The following is a 23,207-nucleotide window of genomic DNA, read 5'->3' on the forward strand; positions in this document are numbered from 1 at the left end:
CGGCAGTTGTGAGCAACTGCCGCTGGAGACTTAGCTATTTGCTTGTCAGCTGTTCACCATTAGTGGCGATGGGGGCAATTTCATTTTTAACCCACAGAGGGGTGTACTCAGCGGCATCATGGTAAGGCACATTACCGTGGATCATCATGGCCTTGAAATCATCAAAGCGGTACACCGCGAGGAATAAATGCACAGGCAAGAAGGCGGTTAACACTAAGCCTGACACTAAATGGGCCTGACCTAAAAACCACACTATATCCCGCGGCGCAGCATGGGGAATGAGCCACAGCACTAAACCGGAGAGGATTAATAGTGTGCCGCCAATCAGTACGCAGGCACCAAAGAGTTTTTGGCCTGAGTTGTATTTGTTCATCGGTGGAATAGGCACTTTTTTACCCAGTAAGAATTTCTGTGGGTAGCCGCCTAACACCATAAACCATTTCACATCGCGCCCTGAGAAACTAAACACACGGGCGATAAACAGTACCACTCGATCGAATGCCATGATGGTAAATGCCACGGCATCGAGGGCCATAACAATCCCTGCAATAATGTGCACATCATAGGTTAGCTGCATACCTTCTTGGGAAAGCGGTTTAAAAAACAATAACAAACCTGTCGCGGCTAATGGCAAAAAGCTGAGCAGCAGGATGTAGTGGAAGATCCTGACGTTTAGCGGATGTTTTAAAATGGGTCTCATATCATGTTCTTGATGCATTTCTCATCTCCAATCAAGAGCTTAATTTGGTGCGATCGACAAAGTGGGTGTGTAGCAGCTCGTGGGACATATGTCCTAATGGCTCGCCACCGAACTCTTTGTAGTACTTTTCAACTGCGGGGTTGGCGTGGCTGACACGTTTTTTCGCTAGGCTATCGTCCTTATATAACCCTTGGCTTCTGGCCTTAATGTATTCATTACGGCGCTCAAGCTTGCTGGTGAACCAGCCGATAGGGATCGCGAGCGCAGCCACAAACGCGGCGCCGACAGCCATAAATTTACGGCGTGACAGAAAGAAACTGTCCTCGGCAAATAGGTGTTTTTTCTTGTTCATTTCTGTTTCCCGTTAAATGTTACCAAGCCATGAAGAGCCTTTACCCTCAATAGGTTGACCTCCACCGTTAACGCAACCACCTGCGCAGTTCATCACCTCAATAAAGTGGTAGGGTGAGGTGCCTGCCATCACATCGCGCAGCACGGGTTCGATGTTGTTGCCCATGTCGTGCACTACGGCGACATTTACGGTCACATTCTGCTTAAGCTGGGTATCAAACAGGCTGACAGAGGCTGATTTCACCCCTTTTAATCCACGTACGGGTTCAAATTCCAACTTAGCCATTTCAGCGCCAGTCAGCACTTTATGGGCGGTACGCAGTGCCGCTTCCATCACCCCGCCGGTTGTACCAAAAATAGTGCCCGCGCCTGTGTATTCAGAGAACAAACTATCACCTTGATATTCCGCGGTATTAGCGAGATTGATATCAAGCAGTTTGAGTAACTGTGCCATTTCCCTTGTGGTGAGCACGGCATCAATATCTTGGTACGAAGGCGTGTTAGCCCCGTGTTCCTGATGATATTGCCAAGCCGAGTTAAATTCGGGGCGTGAGGCTTCGAGTTTTTTCGAGGTACAAGGCATCACAGAGACGGTGAAAATATTCTCCGGCTGCATTTGATACACCTTGGCGCCGTAAGTTTTGGCAACCGTTCCGGCCATTTGCTGGGGCGATTTGGCGGTTGACAGGTTGGGTAAAAGTGCAGGGTAGCGGGTTTCGAGGTAGCGTACCCAGCCCGGGCAGCAGGAGGTGAACTGCGGCAATGCACCTGCATTTTCTTCACCTTTCACATTGGCATGGAGGCGATGAATAAACTCACTGCCTTCTTCCATAATGGTGAGATCGGCGGCAAAGTTACAATCAAAAATCTTAAAGCCCGCCTGATTCATGGCGCCATAGAGTTTACCTGTCACCAGTTCGCCCGTGCCTAAGCCAAATTCTTCACCAATCGCCACCCGTACCGCAGGGGCGATAATGCCAACGACGGTGGTATTCTTATCGGCGAGTTTTTTAATCACGGTTTCAAGGGCGCTGTGGGTTTCTTCAATGGCGCTAAAGGGGCAGTTGATTAAACACTGTCCGCAACTTAAACATTTATCTTCATCGATAGAGTGCGCTGCACCCGAGGCACCATTAATGGCGTGGGTTGGGCAGAACTGTTTGCAAGCATCACATCCTTTGCATTTGGATGCATTAATCTTGATCAGCCCTTGGATTTCTCCTGGTTGATAAGTTGTCGCTGTCATAGAATTTTGCGTTCCTCATTTTCAACCTGAATTATATTTTCAGTGTTATTTAATGTGTTTGTTAAGTGCTTATGTTGACGGTTACATTTAATTTGTGAAATTTTAGGCGGTTGGATGATAGGAAATTGAACCTATGAAAAACATGATGGTGATCAAGTTTTATGGTTTTTGATAAAACAGGTGTTTTTAATAGTTTTATTTGCGTTTTTTGAGTTTTTTTGAGAAATAAAAATAACAATCTTGGTTAGTTTTATAGTGGTGATTTTTATATTTTTTATTTAAATACAGTGTGTTATTTTTCTTTTTGTGTTTACCTACCACTATTTGTGATGTTTTAAAGGCTTAGATTGAAATTTGTTGGTTAATGTGGCTTTTATCACTGGATTTTATTTTTAGGTTGGACAAATTGTCCATGTGTAGTCTTGCTTTAAATAATACTAATTAAGACGCTTTGATTGAGTTTTTGGTGAATTGATAATGCGGTAGATCACAAATTGATAAATTACATAAAATAAAAACCGTCCAAGGAATATTTCTTGGACGGTTTTTAAAGATGCTTAATTTATATTGATTAAATTAAACGGTTCATATTAGTTAATTCCATTATCATTAATCATGACAGATTAATAATAATTAGTTTCTTACTAAATCCAGTTCTTTAATCAGATTATCGGCATGGTCAACTTCATCCATCATCCATAGGATATAACGAATATCCACGTGCACGGCACGGGTGATGGTGGGATTGAAGAACCAATCCTTAGTAATCGCTTCGTAGGTGGAGTCGAAGTTAAGTCCTACAAGTTCCCCTTTGCCGTTAAATACGGGTGAGCCTGAGTTGCCACCTGTGGTATCTACGCTCGATAAGAAGTTAACTGGTACTGAGTTGAATTCTTCTGGCTTGTCCAAACAAGAGAACAGACGGCAAATCCAGCCACGGGGATCTTGGTAGACAGATTTCACTAAGTGATCGCCAAAACGTTGCTCGTGAATCGCATCGAGCAATTTTTTCGGGGCATTATAGGGCTCAACACCTGTGTGCTTAGCTACTATCCCATCAAGACGTGTAAATGGCTGTTTGTACAGCGCATCGTGGGATTGATAACCATCGACCATACCGTAGCTGATGCGTAGCGTACCGTTAGCATCGGGATACACTGGCCAGTTGTTGGCTTTGTAGTAGTCGATAACGGCGGCCATATATGCAGGGCGAGCGGTAGACAGTTTACCCGCTAGGATTTTTTCTGCCTTTTCCTGCGCCATATTGGTGTCATACAGCGCGACGGCAAGGCGGATAAACGGATCGCTGCTGGTTTCGAAGGCCTTGGCATCGGCGTCCATCCAAGCCAAACGTTGCGCTTGGTCTGTCAGAGTGGTCAGCGAATACAGGCCATCAAGTTTAGCCTCTAGACTGACGTTTTTATCGTCCAAATTCAGCATATTGTCTAAGGCCGCAACACGGTTTGGCTGCGATAAATAAGCATTTAAATCTTGTAACCAGAGGGTTTTATCGACTTTGACATCAAAACTAGAGTCGATACGTTTTAAGCGCGAGCTGAACATGGCTAAGTCGCGCTCTTGGTAACCGATTTCACGCTCGGCATCACTCTTTTGCTTTTCTTTCGCTAAGCGGTAGAGGTTGTTGGCCGCGGTGAGCAGTGTGCTCGATTGGGCGTTGGTGAAGTAATAATTGGTTTGGGTTTGCAGTTGCTGCTCCGCCAGTAACACTTCTAGTTCGCTGATAAGATTTTGATTAAGGCTAGAGTTTTTCTTTAACCAAGCCAGAAAGTCATCTTCACGTTGCTGCTTAATGCCGACGATATCCGTGGCTTTAAAGCCAGCCAGCAGACCGTTGAGCTTTTTCATCCGGTTCGCCATAGACGCCATATTGCCCGCATATTTAATCGCGATGTCGGCATCTTCCTGACCCATGGCTTCGATAGTATCAATCTGTAATTGATAGCGTTTTGCCTGAGTTGGATACAACCAATCACTGGCAAATTTAAGCTCGCTAGTGAGATTGTAACGGTTGGTCGTGCCAGGATAGCCTGCCACAAACACGCCATCGCCAGCTTTCACGCCATCGGCGTTCACTTTTAAATAGCTTTTGGGCGTATAAGGAATGTTATCTTCGCTGAAAGCCGCAGGTTTTCCGTCTTTACCCACATAAGCCCGTAGGAAGGCAAAATCACCCGAGTGGCGTGGATACTCGTAGTTATCAATATCACCACCGTAACCACCAACACTTTCAGGTGGTGCATACACTAGGCGCACATCGCGGATCATCAATTGCTTGATGAGGTAATATTCCAAGCCATTGTGGAAGCTGCGAACGTTACAGCGGTAATTATCATCGGCTTCACAGCTTTTGATTAAGGCTTTGCTGTGATTCTCAATCTCTTCGTAGCGTTTTAGTGGATCTTGGCTTAAGTCTTTAGTTACCTCAGCGGTGACATTAGTCACGGCTTCGGTGATGTATAAACGCTCATTGGGACCGGCCGACGGTTCTTTATCCATTGACGTGGCTAAAAAGCCTTGTTCGAGATAGTTATGCTCTTTCTTAGTGTTATATTGTATCGCCTTGTAGGCACAATGATGGTTTGTCACAACTAGCCCTTGGGGCGAGACAAAACTGGCGGTACAATAGCCCAGCCCGACAACGGCGTTCATTGGATAACTGGTGAGATCGGCCAGCTTATCTGCGGGAATATCGATTCCACGCGCGCTGAGTTTGTCTGCAATAGAAGGCATTTGATAAGGTTGCCATTGCCCTTCATCGGCTGTTGCAATGCCAGAGGTCAGTACTAAGGCTGCAACCAATGCAATACGCATGTTCTTTCCTTATTTTTAGTTTGAGTATCCGTTGGGTGAGATAACAGGCCTGTGAAACCACCTGTTTGCTTGACGGGGTTTTATATCATATTTTGTTAAGTTGTTGGAAATCGGGAGTGTTAATGTCACAACAAGGTGCTTTTAAGCCTAAGAGTAAGCCAAGGGATTTGCAGGTCGATAGCCTCAAGCTACCGCCGCATTCAATTGAGGCTGAACAATCGGTATTAGGCGGCCTCATGTTAGACGCCGACGCTTGGGATAAAGTGGCTGAAACCGTAGTGAAAGAGGATTTTTATTCTCGCTCGCACCGGATGATTTTCGCCGCCATGCACCGTTTAGTCGAAACAGGCCAACCTATCGACTTAATTACGGTTTCTGAACAGCTTGAGCTTGAAAACCAACTCGAAGAAGCGGGCGGCTTTGCCTACTTGGGCGAGATTGCCAAAAACACCCCGAGTGCCGGCAACATTGTTTCCTATGCTGAAATTGTCCGTGAGCGCGCAGTCGTACGCGAGATGATCCGCGTTGCTCATGAGATTGCCGATGCGGGTTATAACCCTGAAGGCCGCGATTCCAGCGCTCTACTCGATTTAGCTGAGAGCAAAGTCTTTAAAATTGCTGAGCAGCGCACCAATGCTAACGAAGGCCCTGAAGGCATCAAAACCATTCTGGAAAAAACCGTTGATAAGATTGAGCAGCTCTACAACAACCCACACAATGGTGTAACCGGGGTATCGAGTGGCTTTACTGATCTCGATAAAATGACAGCAGGCTTTCAATCCGGCGACTTGATCATCGTGGCGGCGCGTCCGTCGATGGGGAAAACGACCTTTGCGATGAACCTGTGCGAACAGGCGGCGATGAATGAAGACAAGCCCGTGCTTATTTTCAGCCTCGAGATGCCCTCAGAACAGATCATGATGCGTATGTTGGCCTCTTTAGGGCGCGTTGACCAAACCAAAATCCGTACCGGACAACTCGATGATGAGGATTGGGCGCGGGTATCCTCGACCATGGGCATTATGCTTGAGCAAGGCAAGATGTATATCGATGATGGTTCAGGCTTAACGCCGACCGAAGTGCGCAGCCGTGCCCGTCGTATTGCCCGCGAGCATGGCGGATTATCGATGATCATGGTCGACTACTTGCAGCTGATGCAAGTGCCGGCATTATCGGACAATCGTACCCTTGAAATTGCTGAAATCTCTCGTTCTCTTAAGGCATTAGCTAAAGAATTAGAGATCCCCGTTATCGCACTTTCCCAGCTTAACCGCTCGCTCGAACAACGTGCCGATAAACGCCCTGTGAACTCGGACTTACGTGAATCAGGTTCTATTGAGCAGGATGCGGATCTCATCATGTTTATTTACCGTGATGAGGTGTATAACAACGACTCTCCCGATAAGGGCACGGCGGAAATCATTATCGGTAAACAGCGTAACGGCCCCATTGGACGTGTGCGCTTGACCTTCCAAGGCCAGTTTTCCCGTTTTGATAACTATGCAGGTCCTCAGTTTGAAGAAGATTAATTCCCGGTGTTAGAAGATAAGCAAAGCTTATGTATTCTTTTTATTTCCAGACTTTTCCAAATAGACAAGGCAAATTTTGAAACCTTTTCCTCGAGCAGAAATTAGCAGTACTGCACTGCAAAACAACCTCGCCGTTTTACGCCAGCAGGCGAGCAGCAGCCAAGTGATGGCGGTGGTGAAAGCCAATGGTTATGGTCATGGATTATTAAATGTCGCTCATTGTTTACATACTGCCGATGGCTTCGGCTTAGCCCGTTTGGAAGAGGCATTAGAACTGCGCGAAGGTGGTATTAAGGCGCGTTTATTATTGCTGGAGGGCTTTTTTCGCAGCACCGACTTACCTTTGTTGGTGGAGCACGATATCGATACTGTGGTGCACCACGAATCGCAAATCGAGATGTTAGAACAGGCAAACTTAACGAAGCCTGTCACAGTGTGGCTAAAAGTTGATTCGGGTATGCATCGTTTAGGGGTCACGCCTGAACAATTCACTGCGGTTTATGCGCGTTTGGCAGCCTGCGAAAATGTTGCCAAACCTATTCATTTGATGACCCACTTTGCCTGTGCCGATGAACCAGATAATCATTACACTCAAGTACAAATGCAAACCTTTAACCAGTTAACTGCGGATTTACCTGGGTTTAGAACCTTAGCCAACTCGGCGGGTGCGCTTTATTGGCCTAAAAGCCAAGGGGATTGGATCCGTCCAGGCATTGCGCTCTATGGCGTATCTCCTGTCACAGGAGATTGCGGTGCGAACCATGGTTTGATCCCCGCGATGAACTTAGTCTCACGTTTGATCGCGGTGCGCGATCATAAAGCGGGTCAACCTGTAGGTTATGGTTGTTACTGGACAGCCAAACAAGATACTCGCCTTGGCGTTGTCGCTATTGGCTATGGTGATGGCTATCCGCGGAATGCGCCTGAAGGCACGCCTGTATGGATAAATGGTCGCCGAGTGCCGATTGTTGGCCGCGTATCTATGGATATGTTAACCGTAGATTTAGGCCAAGATGCAGCGGATCAAGTCGGTGATGATGTGCTACTTTGGGGGCAGGCTTTACCCGTAGAGGAGGTGGCCGAACACATTGGTACCATCGCCTATGAATTAGTGACTAAACTGACTCCAAGAGTAGCTGTTTGCTTAGCATAGTTTGCTCAAATTAGAATGACAAAACGGCGCTAATGCGCCGTTTTTCTTTATCTAGCATACAGTTAATCGATTTACTGATTGGCTATCAGGTTTGCTCTAGTGGAGCAAAGCGTACCCGTTACAGCCAACCAAACATCCAATGTTTTCCTACAAACTTATGATATTTAATTAATTTTCGAAGCAAACTTCGATAAATGCAGTTCCGTAAGAACTGGTAAATGGCATGATAATTTTGGTGCCGTTGGCTTTATGGGAAATTGTATGCCCTTGACCTGAAACGACCATTGGTGTTGCCATTTCGAATTCGTAACCCTTTTGTCCTAAAAGATTTTTTGCGCCCCCCGTAACCATATTAGTGATTTCACCCACCAGATCGGTTACTTCTTCATTTATTTTGCCGGGGTTTTCGCCCAGCATATTTTGCATGATTTGCAGTACCAGTTTTTGCTCAAACGTAATTGAAAGTGAGCCTTTGGTTTGTGGCCCAACCATACCAATCAAACCTGATACATCGCCTTTGGCTAAGTTGTCAGTTTTGATTTGGGGTTTACCTGGCGTGAGCTCTAGGCTGGCCATGGTCGAAATAACATTGAGCAGCGACTGCAAAAAAGGATTAATAAAATTGACGTTCATGCTTCAGTGTGTCCTCTTATGAACTTAAGCCTTATGGTCACCACGTAATTAAGGGTAGTCGAAAAGTGGCTTGACCACAGCAATCTTAATCACACTCTATCAGCTTAGATGACACAAATGGAAATGTGAGGTTAATTTCACGATTTTCTTGTTATTTATCGTAAAAGTCTTTTTACCAAAAGCCACGCTACAAGCGGTAAAAGAGTCGCGTATTCTGCATGCCCCCTCAATGAGTCCAAAGGCACGTTTCCACCGAAAGGTTGATGATTCGAATGAGCATGCCGTTAGGCTATAGTGCGATAGCTTGAATGTATGCGAAAGATTTTTGAAGGAAATTTTCATTTCTATCATAGGCGTATCTTTAACCCTACCAATGTAGCTACAGTCGTTTTGCTGTGCCTAACAACTATAAACGGCTTAAACTGTGATTTACATTAAATTATAATGTAAATGATAATAATTATTGATCACAAAAATAATTTTACATATATTAGCGGGCGATTAACAGGTGGGGGACATCTGTTACAGGGTTTAGTCCGCAACAGGAATGCTTTAAATGAAATTTGCAAAACGTCGCAATGGTCGAGTCACGCTTGGTGCCCATGTTTTAGGTTCGTTAACCATAGGGATGGCGGTTTCTGCTATCCCTGCTATGGCCGCGGAGCAGGCACAAGTCGCAGATAAAAAAGTTGAACATATTGAGGTCAATGGTGAGTACTTGGGTTATAACACCCGCAAAGTACAATCGGGTAAATTTACCGAAGACCTGCTCAATACTGCGAAAACTGTAACAGTCATCAATCAAGATCTGATCAAAGATATGGGCGCGCAGAGTTTTACTGATGCGCTACGAGCGACGCCTGGTATTACCTTGGGTACTGGCGAAGGGGGGAACCCCTACGGTGATAGGCCGTTTATTCGTGGATACGATGCTCAATCCTCTACTTTTATCAATGGTATGCGTAATGTGGGTTCACAAAGCCGTGAAACCTTTAACATTGAACAAATTGAAGTCCTGAAAGGCCCAAGCTCTGTCTATAACGGCCGTGGCGCGGTTGGCGGTAGCATTAACATTGTGACCAAAAAAGCTCAGGCTGAAGATTTTATTAACGCCGATGTTGCCGTGGGGACGGATGCCCTCAAACGTGCCAATGTTGATATTAACCATGTGATTACCGATGAAGCTGCGGTTCGTGTCAACATGATGGCTCACGATGCTGACACTCCTGGGCGTGATGAGGTCACAGGTAATCGTTGGGGCGTTGCACCGTCAGTTACTTTTGGGTTAACGACGCCAACTAAAGTGACCCTTGAATATTATCATTTTGAAAACCATGATATTCCTGATTATGGTATTCCCTACGATCAGGCGACAGGCAAACCTGCCGATGTCGATCCAGACAATTTCTATGGCTTATTATCGCGGGATTTTCGCGATACGATGGACGATACAGCTTCGGTGTTGATCAGCCATGATTTTAACAACGACATGCAGTTCACTTCGACGTCTATCTATAGCCGTAACAGCAATTACTATATTGTGACTAACCCAGACGACACCACTGGCAACGTGGCTAATGGTTATGTTTGGCGAAACACTAAGTCGCGCCATTCGGTCACTAAAACCCTAGCGACTCAATTGCAACTCTCGGGTGAAGCAAAACTTGCAGGAATGACTAACCGTTTTGCAGTCGGGACTGAACTCAGTAACGAACGTACTAGCAATTTGAGTTACACCGTCGATACGGGCAATGGTCGCAACGCGGGTTGTAATCAGGCAATGCTGGATAACTACAACTGTACGTTGCTGGATAACCCGAATCCCCACGATCCTTGGGTTGGTACGATTACACTTGGTACCGATGCGACAGTGACTGAAACCGATACTCGCTCTATCTATGCCTTTAATACGATTGAGTTAACTGAAGCATGGATGGTTAACGCAGGTATCCGCTGGGATGACTATACCACCAGTGCTGAGAACTCAACCTCTCGATTCAGCAATGATGCTGATTTCTTCAACTACCAATTGTCGGTGCTATATAAGCCCGCAGAAAATGGCAGTATCTACGCTGCGTGGGGCACTTCCTCTAATCCACCTGGCACGTCCAACGGAGATGGGGCAGATCGTCTTGGCAGCACTAATGCCGATTTAGAACCAGAAGACACCGAAAGCTACGAGTTAGGCACTAAATGGGATCTTTGGGAGGGGCGTTTATCTCTGAATGGCTCTGTATTCCAAATCGAGAAAAACAATGCCCGCGTTGCGACCTCTGGCGATCGTAATGCACCGCAGGAAAACGTCGGCGAGCAAAAAGTCAAAGGCTTTGAAATCGGCTTTTCCGGTGACTTTACTAAAGATTGGCATGGTTTTGGTGGTTATACGTATTTGGACGCTACCCTCGAAAGCAATGGTTACAACGCAGCGCAAAATGGTAATCGCTTCCCTAATACAGCCAAAAATAGCCTAAGTTTATTCACCACTTACGATATTACCGAGCAGTTAACGGTCGGCACGGGTGCCTATTATATGGACAAAGTGTATGGCAATACGGCTAATACGCTGTCAATTCCGTCTTACTGGCGTTTTGATTTGACCTCATCCTATAAGATGAGCGAATTCTTGACCTTACGCCTGAACGTTCAAAATCTAACGGACGAGCGTTATTACGATAAAGCGTACACCGCGCACTTTGCCAATATGGCGCCTGGACGTTTGGTGATGTTAAGTGCCGATATGCACTTTTAATATCAGTGAATGACGATTTGAATGGCAGCCCTAGGGCTGCCTTTGATGTTTATGCTTTCCTTAAGGTTTGAAGATGCTTATTGAAATTCCTCATGTTTTTTCTAAACAAGAAGTCAATCAGTTACGTGAACAACTCGATGCTCGCACTTGGATTGATGGCAATCAAACATCAGGCGTGATGGCGAGTACCCGTAAGCGCAATCAGCAGTTGGATAAAGACGATCCCGTTGCGATTGGCATCGGTGAATTGATTATGGAGCGCTTGTTAGCTCATCCTTTATTTGTCTCGGCAGCACTTCCATTACAGTTTTATCCGCCCTTGTTTAATCGTTATCAAGGTGGAGAAACCTTTGGTTATCATATCGACAATGCAATTCGCTCGACGAGTGACGGTATGGTGCGTACCGATCTGTCTGCCACCTTATTTTTAAGCGAACCAGACACTTATCAAGGTGGTGAGCTGGTCATCCAAGATACCTATGGCCAGCAAAGCATTAAGCTGGCGGCGGGATCTTTGGTGTTATACCCGTCAACGAGTTTACATCAGGTTACGCCTGTCACATCAGGTGAGCGAACCGCCGCCTTTATGTGGCTACAGAGCATGGTGCGCGATGAGGGGCAGCGCCGCTTGTTATTTCAACTCGATCAATCGATTCAATCTTTGACGTTGCAGGCCGCGCCTGAACAAGAGCTGTTTAATCTAACGGGTGTTTATCATAACTTGCTCAGGCGTTGGAGCGAGTTGTAGCTTTGGTTCAGAGTCGGCTCCTGTTCCTGCATTATCTCCACAAAGCAGGCGGTTTAGGGTATAATCCCGCTTGCTCTGAGGGGCAATAAAACAGTAAACGTTAACTCGTTTACTGTTTTTGTATTTTTACGCTGGCGCTGTATTGCTCATCTGCTGCTTAAGTTAAGGCGCTTTATCCCTCAAAGTTTGAACTTACTGGCAAATTTTAATTACTTGAGTCGATAGTCACGTGTTGAAAAATAATCTTAATGATGGTCTACAGCTCGACCGCACCTTTTCCATTGCACCGATGCTCGATTGGACGGATCGTCATTACCGTTATTTTGCGCGCTTAATGTCGGCTAATGCTTTGCTGTATACCGAGATGGTGACCACCGGCGCGATTTTGCATGGCCGTGGCGATTATCTTGCCTATAACCAAGAGGAACATCCTCTGGCATTACAATTAGGCGGCTCTAATCCTGCTGAACTTGCGCGCTGCGCCAAACTGGCCGCTGAGCGCGGTTATGATGAAGTGAATCTCAATGTGGGCTGTCCTTCGGATCGGGTGCAAAATGGTCGCTTTGGAGCCTGTTTGATGGCTGAACCTGAGCTGGTGGCTGAATGTGTCGATGCCATGAAGCAAGTGGTTGATATTCCTGTGACGGTAAAAACGCGCATCGGGATCGATGAGCAGGATAGCTATGAGTTTTTGACTCACTTTATTGATACTGTCATGGCTAAAGGCTGTGGTGAGTTTATAATCCATGCGCGTAAGGCTTGGCTGCAAGGCTTAAGCCCGAAGGAAAATCGCGAGATCCCGCCCTTAGACTACGAACGTGTGTATCAACTCAAACGTGATTATCCGACGCTTAATATCAGCATTAACGGTGGCATCACTAGCCTTGAACAGGCCCAAACCCACTTGCAGCACTTAGATGGTGTGATGGTAGGACGTGAGGCTTACCAGAATCCTTATATGTTGGCGCAGGTTGACCAACTGCTCTGCGGCAGCCAGAAGACGGTGATTAGCCGTGAGGCTGTGATTGAAGCGATGGTGCCCTATATCGAGGCTCACTTGCAGGCGGGCGGACGCCTAAATCATATCACTCGCCATATGATTGGCTTATTCCAAGGTTTGCCTGGTGCCCGTGCGTGGCGTCGTTATTTAAGCGAAAACGCCCATAAAAACGGTGCGGGCATAGAGGTGGTAAAGCAGGCTTATTTGAGTATTCAAACAGAAATAATTGCTCAATAATCATTCGATTTAAAAAGTGGTGAGATTCACTAAACGTTGTAGTATTTTTCACCACTTTACCTTTCCTAAATATCTCGCTTATCTCGTTCTAGCTTAAAATAAATTTTTAAATCTAATTAAATTAGTGCGTTAGGTTTTATTTGATAAGTTGGCACGCCCTTTGTAATAGTCCCTATGTCAAGTTAATCAATCGAAAGGGACGACATCATGTTTACTTCAAATGTTAAAAAATCAGTTCAAGCAAGTGTGTTATTCGGTGCATTAATGGCGAGTGTTACAGCACATGCTGAAGCGGCTCCTGTATCTGATGTTATGAGCGCCATTGAGCAAACTCTTAGCACCCAAGCGCAGGAGTTGTTAGTGAATACAAAGCGTGAATTGGTGTTATCGCTGCAAACGCAACTGGCTGAAAGTATCTATGACTTTAACAGTCAACTAACACTGAGCGCGGATACCCAAACTGATTCGGCAACCACAGGTGAATTGAGCGCGAATAAGTAAGGATCTGCCTATGTGGTTTGTAGCACCTCTAATGACTTTGCTACTGCTACCAGTGATTAGCCTCGCGTTGTTTTCAGGCATTATCTGCTGGTTTCAGTGGCATAGTGTCAGCGATAAGTAACTCATAAAATTTTGGTGTTCAAAATGAAACGAGCGCAAATACGAATGAACAATTCACAACGTTTGGTCTGTGGTGTTGCATCAGGTATGGCGTGGCAATTTGGTTGGTCCTGTTTTTGGACGCGAGTGGTATGGGCGGGGGCAATTCTGTTTATGCCAGGCGTGAGTCTACTGGTGTATTTTGTGTTGGCTTTGCTTGTAGAACAATGGAAAAGACCGATTTAAGCCAAGTTTTTGTACTCTAGATTGTGGGACATTAATGGGACAGCCTATACACGTTTATGGCCACAATCGTTAGCGAGATGCTATCAACAAGAGGGCACATTGACCCTCATGCCAATAATGAGCACTTGCTAAGTGAGTATCACTTTTTAAGAAAAGCCTGGAATCTGGCTTTTGCTTCATCACTTTTAAGTCTTGCACTAAATTGTTCTAATTCTTGATGCATTTGGTGTTGCACACGGTTTTTATGCGGTCGCATCAATTGACGGGTAATTTGCAGCGCCTGCGGTGGTTGATTGGCTAGTTTTTTCGCTTGGTTAAAGGCATAAACCAATAACTCTTCTTGGGCGATCACATCGTTAATGATGTTCAGTCTGTGGGCGGTATCAGCATCAAAACTTTCTCCGAGCAGCAATAATTCAGCTGCTTTTTGATAACCCACTAATTCGGGTAGGAGTAAACTCGCGCCCGCTTCAGGGACCAAGGCTAAATTAACAAAGGGCAGTTGAAACTTAGCTGTATTGTCTGCGTAAACTAAATCGCAATGAAGTAGCACAGTGGTACCAATACCAACAGCCGCACCAGAAACGGCAGCGACCAGTGGTTTTTTGAGCTCTAATAAACAAAATAAGAAGCGTACCGCAGGATGGTTTGGCCCTAAGTCACTATTTTTCAAAAAGTCTGCAACATCATTGCCCGAGGTGAAACAATTATCTTCACCATGGAGCATAAAGGCACGAATGTCGTTGTCTGCTTCACCTTCGATCAGGTATTCTGTCAGTTGTTTATACATATTAAGATCAAGTGCATTGCGTTTATCTGGGCGATTAAAGCTGATAACACGAACGCCCTGATCATCCCGAACCTGTATATGACTCATGGGTTGTTTTCCTTTACGACGACATTGGGTAGACATGGAGTTTAAGACATTGAAACCGATATTCAAACAGATGTTTAATTGTGTTGCCTTATCCTGTGCTTCATTTTCTGTTTTCGCCAACGTAGTGATGACTGAAGGTCATGTACGTGCAATGCCTGATACCGTTCCAAATACTGCCGCTTACTTTACGCTCGAAAATCACAACGATAAAGCCGTACGCTTGATTGGCGTGACAACCGACGTAGCGAACGAAGCGCAATTGCATGCCATTATTGAAGAGCAAGGTATGGTAAAAATGCGCCATGTTGAAGGCTTTGATATTCCATCCCATGGAAAATTAACCCTGATGCCATCGGGGGAGCATGTCATGCTAATTGGGCTTAAGGCTCCATTAGTGTTAGATCAGCAAGTTAAGCTGCAATTAGAGTTTAACGATGGCGAAAAAATGACGATTACATTGCCTGTCGCTAAGCAGGCCGAGAATGCTGCTGAACCCGAGCATCATCACCATCATTAAGGAGTCGCTTGATGCAAATCACATGGAAGAAGGTCACTGGAGTTAGTTTATGCGTTGTTTTAATTGGTTATGTTGTGAGTGTCTGGTGGAGTATCGAGCCTGATCCGCTGACGCCACAACAGCTTACTGCCACAGAAAAGAATGTTGTTGGTTATGCGACCACAACCTCTTTGATTATGACCGTTGAAACGCTGCTGGATAAGCAAGGTGGTTGGCTATCGAATGATGTTATGCCACCCTCAATCTTTATGGATAACATGCCCGCCTTTGAGTATGGCGCTTTAGAGCAAGCGCGTGATTTGGCGCTGATTATGCGTAAAGAGTTTAGCCGTTCACAGTCGCAATCTACCGCTGATAAAGATTTGAGTGAAGCGCAGGCTAAGTTAAACATCGACCATACCAGTTGGTTAGTGCCGAGTGCTGAAAGCGAATACCGCGATGGTATTAAGCTACTTAAGTTGTACCGGGCGCGAATGATGGATCCGAATAATCAAGATGCACAGTTTTATGCCCGCGCAGATAACCTTAATGAGTGGCTCAAAGAAGTGCAAAAACGTTTAGGCAGTATGTCGCAACGGTTATCTGCAAGTGTAGGTCAAGAACGTCTTAACACCGATTTAGCGGGGGATAATGCTGCGCGTCAATCAACCCCTAATTTAGCCAGCCATCAGGTGAAAACCAGCTGGTGGAAAATTGATGATGTGTTTTATGAGAGCCGAGGCGCCTCATGGGCATTACTGAATTTTATGCGTGCAGTTGAAGTCGATTTTGCTGACGTGCTGAAAAAGAAAAATGCTGAAGTGAGCCTAAAACAGATCATTCGTGAACTAGAGGCAACTCAGCAAACGGTTTGGAGCCCTGTTGTGCTTAATGGCAGTGGTTTCGGTCTAGTCGCTAATCATTCATTGGTTATGGCTAACTATGTATCCCGTGCAAATGCCGCGGTGATTGATTTAACGAACTTGCTATCTCAAGGTTAATTATGAAAAAAATACTCCTGGCCAGTGCAGTATTAGGCTGCATAATGGCTACATCAGCTCACGCGGCCACTGTGGTTGGTTTTAAAATAGGTGGCGATTATTGGCGCGCCGATACTAGCGGTACTTTTTCCGATAAAGGTCAGCCACAACAAGGTTTTGACTACAGCTCATCAGCGCAGGGTAGCTATTGGTTTGCCGTTGAACACCCACTGCCTTTTGTGCCAAATCTGAAAATTCGTGAAAACAGTCTTGATCAAAAAGGTAGCTTGGCGAACGCTGATTTCAGCTTTAATGGTCATGATTTTAAAGGTAATGTGACCAGTTATACCGATCTGAGCAACACCGATTTTGTGTTGTATTACGAACTGCTGGATAACGATATTTTATCTTTTGATTTGGGCGCAGCTTATAAGTTGATGAATGGCTCTCTGCGTGTCCAAGATGCAGGTCATCCAGAAGAGAAAGACGTAGATAGCGGAATTGTTATGGGGTACGCCAGTACCCATGTGAGCATGCCGGGTTTAGGCTTATTTGGCTTTGCAGATTTAATGCTTGGGGTGAATGAGTCGAATGTACACGATTATGCGGTCGGTTTAGGCTGGCAGTTTGATGGTGTTGCGGTGGATACCCGTGTGCGCGTTGGCTATCGTGAGTTTGCCTTTGATGTGAATAATTTCTCTGGCATTAGTGCTGACTCAAAGTTTGATGGCTATTTCGCTGGCGTTGAAATTGACTTCTAAGTCGTAATTCTGACAATAAAAAACCGCCAATCTTGGCGGTTTTTTTATTGGACAATATTGCTTAACTTATTCAGCTTTTAGGCCGTTGTTAATAGCAATAACATCATCTTCGTTTAATGTACCCGCTGCTTGTTTCAGTGCAACAATCGAGTTGATGTAGCTGTAACGCGCATCTGATAATTTACGTTTTGAGTCGTACAGATCGCGTGTACGGTTCAATACGTCAACAATAGTACGAGTACCAACTTCGAAGCCTGCTTGCGTAGCCTTTAATGCACTTTCAGATGAAATTACAGACTGTTCGTAAGCACGGATAGAGCTGATTGACGCCCCCACGTTGTTGTAGTTATTACGAACGTTTTTCACTACGCTACGGTAGGTTTGTTCCAACTTCTCGCTTGCCTCAACATATTGGAACTGCGCTTCTTTGACTTGTGATGAGACTTTAAAGCCTTCAAAAATCGGAATACTTAAGTTAATGCCTGCGCTCATGTTGTCAAAATCAGGTTCATTCGAATTACCTAATTTTTGCTCTAAACCTTTGCTATAACCAGCATTTAAGCTTAGTGATGGCATATGGCCTGCTTTATAGAGGCTAATGGTCTCTTGAGCGATATCTTTGCCAATACGTTGAGTCATTAGATCGACGCTATTGGTCTCGGCAATTTTTAACCAATCACTAGATGAACTCGGTGCTGGTGTGACTGCTGAGAAGCGGTTAGTGTCGAGTACGTTTAAGGCTTTGTGATCGATACCCGTGATTTCGCGCAGTGCTTCATAACTATTGGCAAGGGTATTTTCTGCCAAAATTTCAGAGGCTGAGGCTAAGTCATATTGTGCTTGAGCTTCATGAACGTCAGTAATCGCAGTTAAACCAACGGCAAAACGTTGTTTAGTTTGCTCAAGTTGACGCTCAATCGCGCGTTTTTCTGCACCTTGGAACTCGTAGTTATCTTTGGCCGTTAATACATCAAAGTAGGCTTTAGTCACGCGAGTGATCAAATTTTGCAGTGCCGATGCATAGGTTGAGTCAGCTTGAGAAGCGGCTTTCTCCGCAAGGCTTAAACCTACCCAAGCACTATGGTCATAAATGACTTGATTGAGCTTTAGGTTGCCAGTCAGGCCGCTGCTATCATCTCGAGGATCATTCCATGCCTTGTCATAACCCACGTTTGCACTGATAGTCGGTAACAGTGGCGCACGATTTTGTTCAATCTTTTCAAACAAAGCGTTACGTTGCGCTTGCGCTTGCAACACGAGTGGATCACTTGTCAGTGCCTGTTGATAAATTTGCAGTAAATCATCTGCTTGAACCGCAGGAGCGGAAGCGGCTAGAGTTAATGCTACGCATAGAGAACGGATCTTAAATTTCATTTGCTGTCCTTATTAGACAAAATCTCCAAAAGGAGAAATATATAACTTCGTTTAGACTAAGTAATGCCTTTACCAAGGCGGTTTGCGCTTCCCGACGCTTCCCGATACAGCTAAAACTTAATGACGTAGAGTCTAAAAACTCCCACACGTTCAAGTCAACTGCGAAGTGTAACAGATTTTATTTAAAAATGAGCCAAATTGCCTTGATAATAGGCGAAAATTTAACTGTTAAGGATAAGATATGAAGCCTCAGGTTTTTTCGCAAACAGATATTGAAATCCTCGAAAAAAAATCGCTATATCAAGGCTTTTTTGCCTTAGAGCAATTTACCTTCAAACATAAGCTATTTGCTGGAGGCTGGAGTCAGCCTGTCACCCGTGAGGTCTTTGAACGTGGCCATGCAGTCGTTGTGCTGCCCTATGATCCTAAGTGCGATAAGGTTGTGTTGATTGAGCAAGTTAGATTTCCTGCATTAGCAACCACTAAATCTCCTTGGCTTATGGAGTTAGTCGCGGGTATGATTGCGCCCGACGAAACGCCAGAGGATGTCGCGCACCGCGAATTGTTAGAAGAAACTGGCTTGACCGCTCGCCACATCCATTTTGTGAGCAGTTATCTTGCAAGCCCTGGTGGCAGTACTGAACGTTTCTATTTTTATTGGGCTGAGGTGGATTCATCACAAGCTCAAGGTTTGCATGGATTAGCTGACGAACACGAAGATATTCGATTGCATGTTGTAGACCGTGAGGTTGCCTATCACGGTGTCGTTAATGGCGAAATAGACAATGCATCGACCGTTATTGGATTGCAGTGGTTGCAATTAAACTATCAGCAACTGGTTTAGGCTGGAAAAGGTTTGGCGCATTCAACATCACATCAAAAACCGCGTTATCAACCCAACGTGAGCGACTTTTTAGCGCTATGCGGGCGTAACTATGGCTATATGCAAAAGTGGTTGCCACTGGATATTGCTGTGGGTCAATCTTGGCAACTTGAAGGTGAATTTGGTGTATTAGTTATCCGTATTTTAGAAAATACCAAATATACTCAATTAGTTGAAATCTCACGCCCACTACAAATAGTGGAGTTTGTTAATATTCCCAAGGTGTTAGTGAGAATTTATCATGATGCTAAATTAGCAGAAGTGTTAACTGGTCAACAGATTTACCAACTGCGCCCAGTGTATGATTATCCCAATTTACGTATGTATCATAGTGATGAGAAGTACCAGGTAAATGCATTCCTGGGAGAATTATTGAAGATTGGTGGCCAACAACGTTTGGTTTGCCAGTCTTAGAATTGGGTATTCAATGTGCTGAAAGAGGCTATCTCTTACTCTGTAGCTGATGAAAGTGTGCGCATAGTGCAAGTCACCGACCCGCACCTCTTTGCCGATCCTGAAGCTCAGCTACTTGGTGTTAATACCAGCAAAAGTTTGGCCGCGGTACTCAATACGATCCGTGCCGTTAATTACCCTGCGCATCTTATGCTTGCCACAGGTGATTTAAGTCAAGATTATTCCCCTGAGTCCTATCGCCAATTTGTGTCAGCGGTCGCCCCGCTCAATTTACCTTGCCATTATCTTCCGGGTAATCATGATGATCCGCGGATCATGTTTTTGCATATGCAGGGCGAGCGGATTTTTGGCCAGCAACGTATCTTAGTTGGTAAATGGCAAATTTTGATGCTGGATTCCACCGTGAGAGGAAAACCTGGTGGTCATATGGCCGCGAGTCAATTCGAACTCATTGAACAGGCTATAGCCGCACATCCAGACCGCCATACCTTACTGGTGATGCATCATAATCCTATTTTGGTTAATTGTGCTTGGTTAGACCAACACTGCATGGATAATGGGACGGAATTTTTAAAGTGCGTCGCTCAATACCCGCAGGTCAAAGCTTTGCTGTGGGGCCATGTGCATCAACAATTGGATAGCCTTTACGATGGTCCACATGGTGCGTTGCAATTAATGGCGACACCTTCTACTTGTATCCAGTTTAAACCGCAATCGCCTTATTTTGCCCTCGATGGACTGCAACCCGGTTATCGTTTGCTGGAGCTCAAGGCCGATGGTAGCATCAGCACTAATGTGTATCGCGTACCGGGAAATCTGTTTTCCCCCGATAAAGATTCCAGCGGTTATTAACGCGAGTGACCGCAGCTTGAGGAACTATGCTGCTCTATATTCACGGATTCAACAGTTCTCCTTTCTCTGATAAAGCGGTGATGACGGCACAATATATGGCCGAGCATCACCCGTCCGTCACTTTTCATCAGCCACAGTTACCCAATACCCCCAAAGCAGCGATGGCCTTACTACAGCGCTATGTTGAGGAGGCTTTGCAAGCGGGTGAGCCGCTTAACTATATTGGCTCGTCCTTAGGTGGTTATTTTGCCAGTTACTTGGCTGAGCATTATGGTGGCCGAGCCGTGTTGGTGAATCCGGCAGTAAAACCCTTTGAACTGTTTGATGAATTTATGGGGCCGCAATTTAACCCTTATACCGAAGAGCATTATCAGGTATTGCCAGAGCATAAGCAGGAAGTGACTGAATTTAATACGACTGTTATCCGCAATCCCGATCGTTTTTTGGTACTATTGCAAACGGGCGATGAAGTGCTGGATTATCGCGAAGCGCTACATAAATATCATCATTGCCAATTACGGATTGAATCCGGTGGTGATCACAGTTTTGTGGGTTATGAGCGATATCTGCAAACTGTAAGCCAATTTTTACACTTACCTTGACAAATCGTCATCCACAGCCGCAACATGGCCGGATATAACAACCTATAGCGTACACTATGACTAATCAATACACCTCTGACGCCATTGAAGTTCTTAACGGACTTGACCCAGTTAAACGCCGTCCAGGTATGTATACCGATACCAGCCGACCTAACCATTTAGGCCAAGAGGTCATAGATAACAGTGTCGATGAAGCCTTAGCTGGCCATGCCACTAAAATTGAAGTAGTGCTCCACACAGATAACTCGCTGGAAGTCACTGACGATGGTCGTGGTATGCCAGTGGATATTCATCCCGAAGAAGGTATTCCTGGGGTCGAGCTGATCCTGACTAAACTCCATGCTGGCGGTAAATTTTCAAATAAAAATTATCAATTCTCTGGTGGTTTGCATGGTGTAGGGATTTCAGTCGTTAACGCCCTGTCTCGCAGAGTTGAAGTCACTGTGCGCCGAGATGGCCAAGTGTATGATATGGCTTTCGAAAATGGCTTTAAAGTCGAAGAACTACGAGTCAGTGGTACCTGCGGTCGGCGCAATACCGGTACTCGAGTACATTTTTGGCCTGATGCGAGTTATTTTGATTCGGCGAATTTCTCCAATTCCAAACTTATTTATTTACTGCGTGCCAAAGCAGTATTGTGCCCCGGTCTTAGAATTAAATTCACTAATAAGCACACTAACGAAGTGCATGAGTGGTACTACGAGAGTGGCTTAACCGATTATCTTAAGACGGCGGTAGGCGATAATATCATGCTGCCGGAAGAGCCTTTTATCGGTAGTTTTAAGGGACAAATTGAGGCGGCAGATTGGGCTATTACCTGGTTGCCAGAGGGCGGGGAGTCGATCAACGAAAGTTATGTCAACTTGATCCCAACGCCATTGGGTGGCACCCATGTGAATGGCTTTCGCCAAGGTTTGTTGGAGTCGATGCGTGAGTTTTGTGAGTTTCGTAATCTCATCCCCCGCGGGATTAAGCTCTCTCCTGAGGATATTTGGGATCGCGCAGCCTTCATTCTGTCAGTGAAAATGCAAGACCCGCAGTTTGCGGGACAAACCAAAGAGAAGCTTTCGAGCCGTCAAAGCTCAGCCTTTGTTTCAGGTATCGTGCGTGATGCATTTTCGCTTTGGTTAAATTCGAATACCGAATTAGCCGAGTCATTGGCTGAAATGTGTATTAATAACGCGCAAAAACGCTTAAAAGCAGCCAAAAAAGTCGCCCGTAAAAAAGTCACATCAGGTCCCGCATTACCGGGTAAATTGACCGATTGTAGTGGCCAAGATCCAATGCGCGGCGAACTCTTCCTTGTGGAAGGGGATTCTGCGGGAGGCAGTGCTAAACAGGCTAGAGACCGTGAGTTTCAAGCTATTATGCCGCTACGTGGTAAAATCTTAAATACGTGGGAAGTGGATGCATCTCAGGTATTAGCGTCGCAGGAAGTACATGATATTTCGGTGGCAATTGGTTGTGATCCCGATAGCAATGATATTTCTGAGTTAAGGTATGGCAAAATCTGCATTCTCGCCGACGCCGATTCCGATGGATTGCATATTGCGACTTTACTCTGTGCACTGTTTCTGAAACATTACCGAGTGTTGGTTGAGCAGGGGCATGTTTATATCGCCATGCCGCCACTGTTCCGTATCGATATAGGTAAAGATGTTTATTACGCTTTAGATGAGGCTGAAAAAGAAGGTATTCTCGATCGTATCAGCGCTGAGAATAAAAAAGGTAAAGTTCAAGTAACACGCTTTAAAGGTCTGGGTGAAATGAATCCACTGCAATTGCGTGAAACGACAATGGACCCTAATACTCGCCGTTTAGTGCAGTTAACTATTGATGATGCGGAAGAAACTGATTCTCTTATGGATATGCTGTTAGCTAAGAAGCGTTCACCCGATCGTAAAAACTGGCTCGAAGATAAGGGTGACATGGCGGTACTTTAAT

22 protein-coding genes are annotated in these 23,207 nt (G+C 45.3%); 15 read left to right on the forward strand and 7 right to left on the reverse strand.

Going from position 1 to position 23,207, the window contains the following annotated elements; translation table 11 throughout:
- Positions 1 to 34 precede the first annotated feature (34 nt).
- The 4 genes from IEY09_RS00415 to IEY09_RS00430 form a co-directional block, all read right to left on the reverse strand.
- Positions 35 to 718: a cytochrome b/b6 domain-containing protein gene (locus IEY09_RS00415; RefSeq protein ID WP_188869390.1), complete on the reverse strand. Its 684-nt coding sequence runs from the start codon at positions 716 to 718 to the stop codon at positions 35 to 37.
- Between the two features lie 13 nt (positions 719 to 731).
- On the reverse strand, positions 732 to 1,052 hold the full coding sequence (hydB, locus tag IEY09_RS00420) for an iron hydrogenase small subunit HydB (protein WP_023268564.1): 321 nt from the start codon (positions 1,050 to 1,052) through the stop codon (positions 732 to 734).
- 12 nt (positions 1,053 to 1,064) lie between these two features.
- The gene (gene hydA, locus IEY09_RS00425) at positions 1,065 to 2,297 is read right to left on the reverse strand and encodes an iron hydrogenase large subunit HydA (protein ID WP_055647694.1); all 1,233 of its coding nucleotides are present in this window, start codon (positions 2,295 to 2,297) and stop codon (positions 1,065 to 1,067) included.
- Positions 2,298 to 2,930: 633 nt separating this feature from the next.
- Positions 2,931 to 5,129, reverse strand: a complete 2,199-nt coding sequence (locus tag IEY09_RS00430) for a S46 family peptidase (protein ID WP_188869392.1) — start codon at positions 5,127 to 5,129, stop codon at positions 2,931 to 2,933.
- 122 nt (positions 5,130 to 5,251) lie between these two features.
- Between IEY09_RS00430 and dnaB the strand changes: the two genes are divergently transcribed.
- Positions 5,252 to 6,658, forward strand: coding sequence for a replicative DNA helicase (gene dnaB, locus IEY09_RS00435; protein WP_037422109.1), 1,407 nt, complete (start codon positions 5,252 to 5,254; stop codon positions 6,656 to 6,658).
- A gap of 76 nt (positions 6,659 to 6,734) precedes the next feature.
- Complete coding sequence (gene alr, locus IEY09_RS00440; protein WP_144374916.1) at positions 6,735 to 7,811, forward strand: alanine racemase; 1,077 nt, start codon at positions 6,735 to 6,737, stop codon at positions 7,809 to 7,811.
- A 168-nt stretch (positions 7,812 to 7,979) separates the two neighbouring features.
- Here alr and IEY09_RS00445 read toward each other — a convergent pair whose 3' ends face one another.
- Entirely contained in the window at positions 7,980 to 8,444 is a 465-nt protein-coding gene (locus IEY09_RS00445) for a chemotaxis protein CheX (protein ID WP_037422113.1), read from the reverse strand.
- Positions 8,445 to 9,000: 556 nt separating this feature from the next.
- Between IEY09_RS00445 and IEY09_RS00450 the strand changes: the two genes are divergently transcribed.
- From IEY09_RS00450 to IEY09_RS00470, 5 genes are all read left to right on the forward strand, one after another.
- A complete protein-coding gene (locus IEY09_RS00450) occupies positions 9,001 to 11,193 on the forward strand; it encodes a TonB-dependent receptor (RefSeq protein ID WP_055647697.1) in 2,193 nt (730 codons plus the stop codon).
- Positions 11,194 to 11,266: 73 nt separating this feature from the next.
- Complete coding sequence (locus tag IEY09_RS00455) at positions 11,267 to 11,941, forward strand: Fe2+-dependent dioxygenase (RefSeq protein WP_055647698.1); 675 nt, start codon at positions 11,267 to 11,269, stop codon at positions 11,939 to 11,941.
- Positions 11,942 to 12,170: 229 nt separating this feature from the next.
- The gene (gene dusA, locus IEY09_RS00460; RefSeq protein ID WP_055647699.1) at positions 12,171 to 13,178 is read left to right on the forward strand and encodes a tRNA dihydrouridine(20/20a) synthase DusA; all 1,008 of its coding nucleotides are present in this window, start codon (positions 12,171 to 12,173) and stop codon (positions 13,176 to 13,178) included.
- 207 nt (positions 13,179 to 13,385) lie between these two features.
- Positions 13,386 to 13,679 (forward strand): hypothetical protein, encoded by a 294-nt coding sequence (locus IEY09_RS00465; protein ID WP_037422125.1) that lies wholly within the window; start codon positions 13,386 to 13,388, stop codon positions 13,677 to 13,679.
- A 144-nt stretch (positions 13,680 to 13,823) separates the two neighbouring features.
- The gene (locus IEY09_RS00470) at positions 13,824 to 14,024 is read left to right on the forward strand and encodes a PspC domain-containing protein (RefSeq protein ID WP_037422129.1); all 201 of its coding nucleotides are present in this window, start codon (positions 13,824 to 13,826) and stop codon (positions 14,022 to 14,024) included.
- A 139-nt stretch (positions 14,025 to 14,163) separates the two neighbouring features.
- Here IEY09_RS00470 and IEY09_RS00475 read toward each other — a convergent pair whose 3' ends face one another.
- Positions 14,164 to 14,901 (reverse strand): enoyl-CoA hydratase-related protein, encoded by a 738-nt coding sequence (locus IEY09_RS00475; protein WP_037422131.1) that lies wholly within the window; start codon positions 14,899 to 14,901, stop codon positions 14,164 to 14,166.
- A gap of 34 nt (positions 14,902 to 14,935) precedes the next feature.
- On the opposite strand from IEY09_RS00475, the gene IEY09_RS00480 reads away from it, so the two are divergent.
- Genes IEY09_RS00480 through IEY09_RS00490 form a run of 3 tightly spaced genes read left to right on the forward strand, consistent with a single transcriptional unit; the run spans position 14,936 to position 17,138 of the window.
- Positions 14,936 to 15,418, forward strand: coding sequence for a copper chaperone PCu(A)C (locus IEY09_RS00480; protein WP_140906616.1), 483 nt, complete (start codon positions 14,936 to 14,938; stop codon positions 15,416 to 15,418).
- A gap of 11 nt (positions 15,419 to 15,429) precedes the next feature.
- Positions 15,430 to 16,398, forward strand: coding sequence for a DUF2333 family protein (locus IEY09_RS00485; RefSeq protein ID WP_037422138.1), 969 nt, complete (start codon positions 15,430 to 15,432; stop codon positions 16,396 to 16,398).
- A gap of 2 nt (positions 16,399 to 16,400) precedes the next feature.
- On the forward strand, positions 16,401 to 17,138 hold the full coding sequence (locus tag IEY09_RS00490; RefSeq protein ID WP_037428021.1) for a TIGR04219 family outer membrane beta-barrel protein: 738 nt from the start codon (positions 16,401 to 16,403) through the stop codon (positions 17,136 to 17,138).
- A gap of 66 nt (positions 17,139 to 17,204) precedes the next feature.
- Here IEY09_RS00490 and tolC read toward each other — a convergent pair whose 3' ends face one another.
- Entirely contained in the window at positions 17,205 to 18,512 is a 1,308-nt protein-coding gene (tolC, locus tag IEY09_RS00495; RefSeq protein ID WP_037422145.1) for an outer membrane channel protein TolC, read from the reverse strand.
- Positions 18,513 to 18,753: 241 nt separating this feature from the next.
- On the opposite strand from tolC, the gene nudF reads away from it, so the two are divergent.
- The 5 genes from nudF to parE are packed head-to-tail and all read left to right on the forward strand — an operon-like array spanning position 18,754 to position 23,206.
- A complete protein-coding gene (gene nudF / locus IEY09_RS00500) occupies positions 18,754 to 19,356 on the forward strand; it encodes an ADP-ribose diphosphatase (protein WP_037422148.1) in 603 nt (200 codons plus the stop codon).
- A 12-nt stretch (positions 19,357 to 19,368) separates the two neighbouring features.
- Positions 19,369 to 19,809, forward strand: coding sequence for a DUF1249 domain-containing protein (locus IEY09_RS00505; protein ID WP_037422150.1), 441 nt, complete (start codon positions 19,369 to 19,371; stop codon positions 19,807 to 19,809).
- A 15-nt stretch (positions 19,810 to 19,824) separates the two neighbouring features.
- Positions 19,825 to 20,661: a 3',5'-cyclic-AMP phosphodiesterase gene (gene cpdA / locus IEY09_RS00510; protein WP_055647702.1), complete on the forward strand. Its 837-nt coding sequence runs from the start codon at positions 19,825 to 19,827 to the stop codon at positions 20,659 to 20,661.
- A gap of 26 nt (positions 20,662 to 20,687) precedes the next feature.
- Complete coding sequence (locus IEY09_RS00515; protein ID WP_069454281.1) at positions 20,688 to 21,263, forward strand: YqiA/YcfP family alpha/beta fold hydrolase; 576 nt, start codon at positions 20,688 to 20,690, stop codon at positions 21,261 to 21,263.
- A gap of 56 nt (positions 21,264 to 21,319) precedes the next feature.
- Positions 21,320 to 23,206, forward strand: a complete 1,887-nt coding sequence (gene parE, locus IEY09_RS00520; protein ID WP_037422159.1) for a DNA topoisomerase IV subunit B — start codon at positions 21,320 to 21,322, stop codon at positions 23,204 to 23,206.
- Position 23,207: the final 1 nt, after the last annotated feature.

The sequence above is a fragment of the Shewanella xiamenensis genome (genome assembly GCF_014647135.1).
Lineage (GTDB): Bacteria > Pseudomonadota > Gammaproteobacteria > Enterobacterales > Shewanellaceae > Shewanella > Shewanella xiamenensis.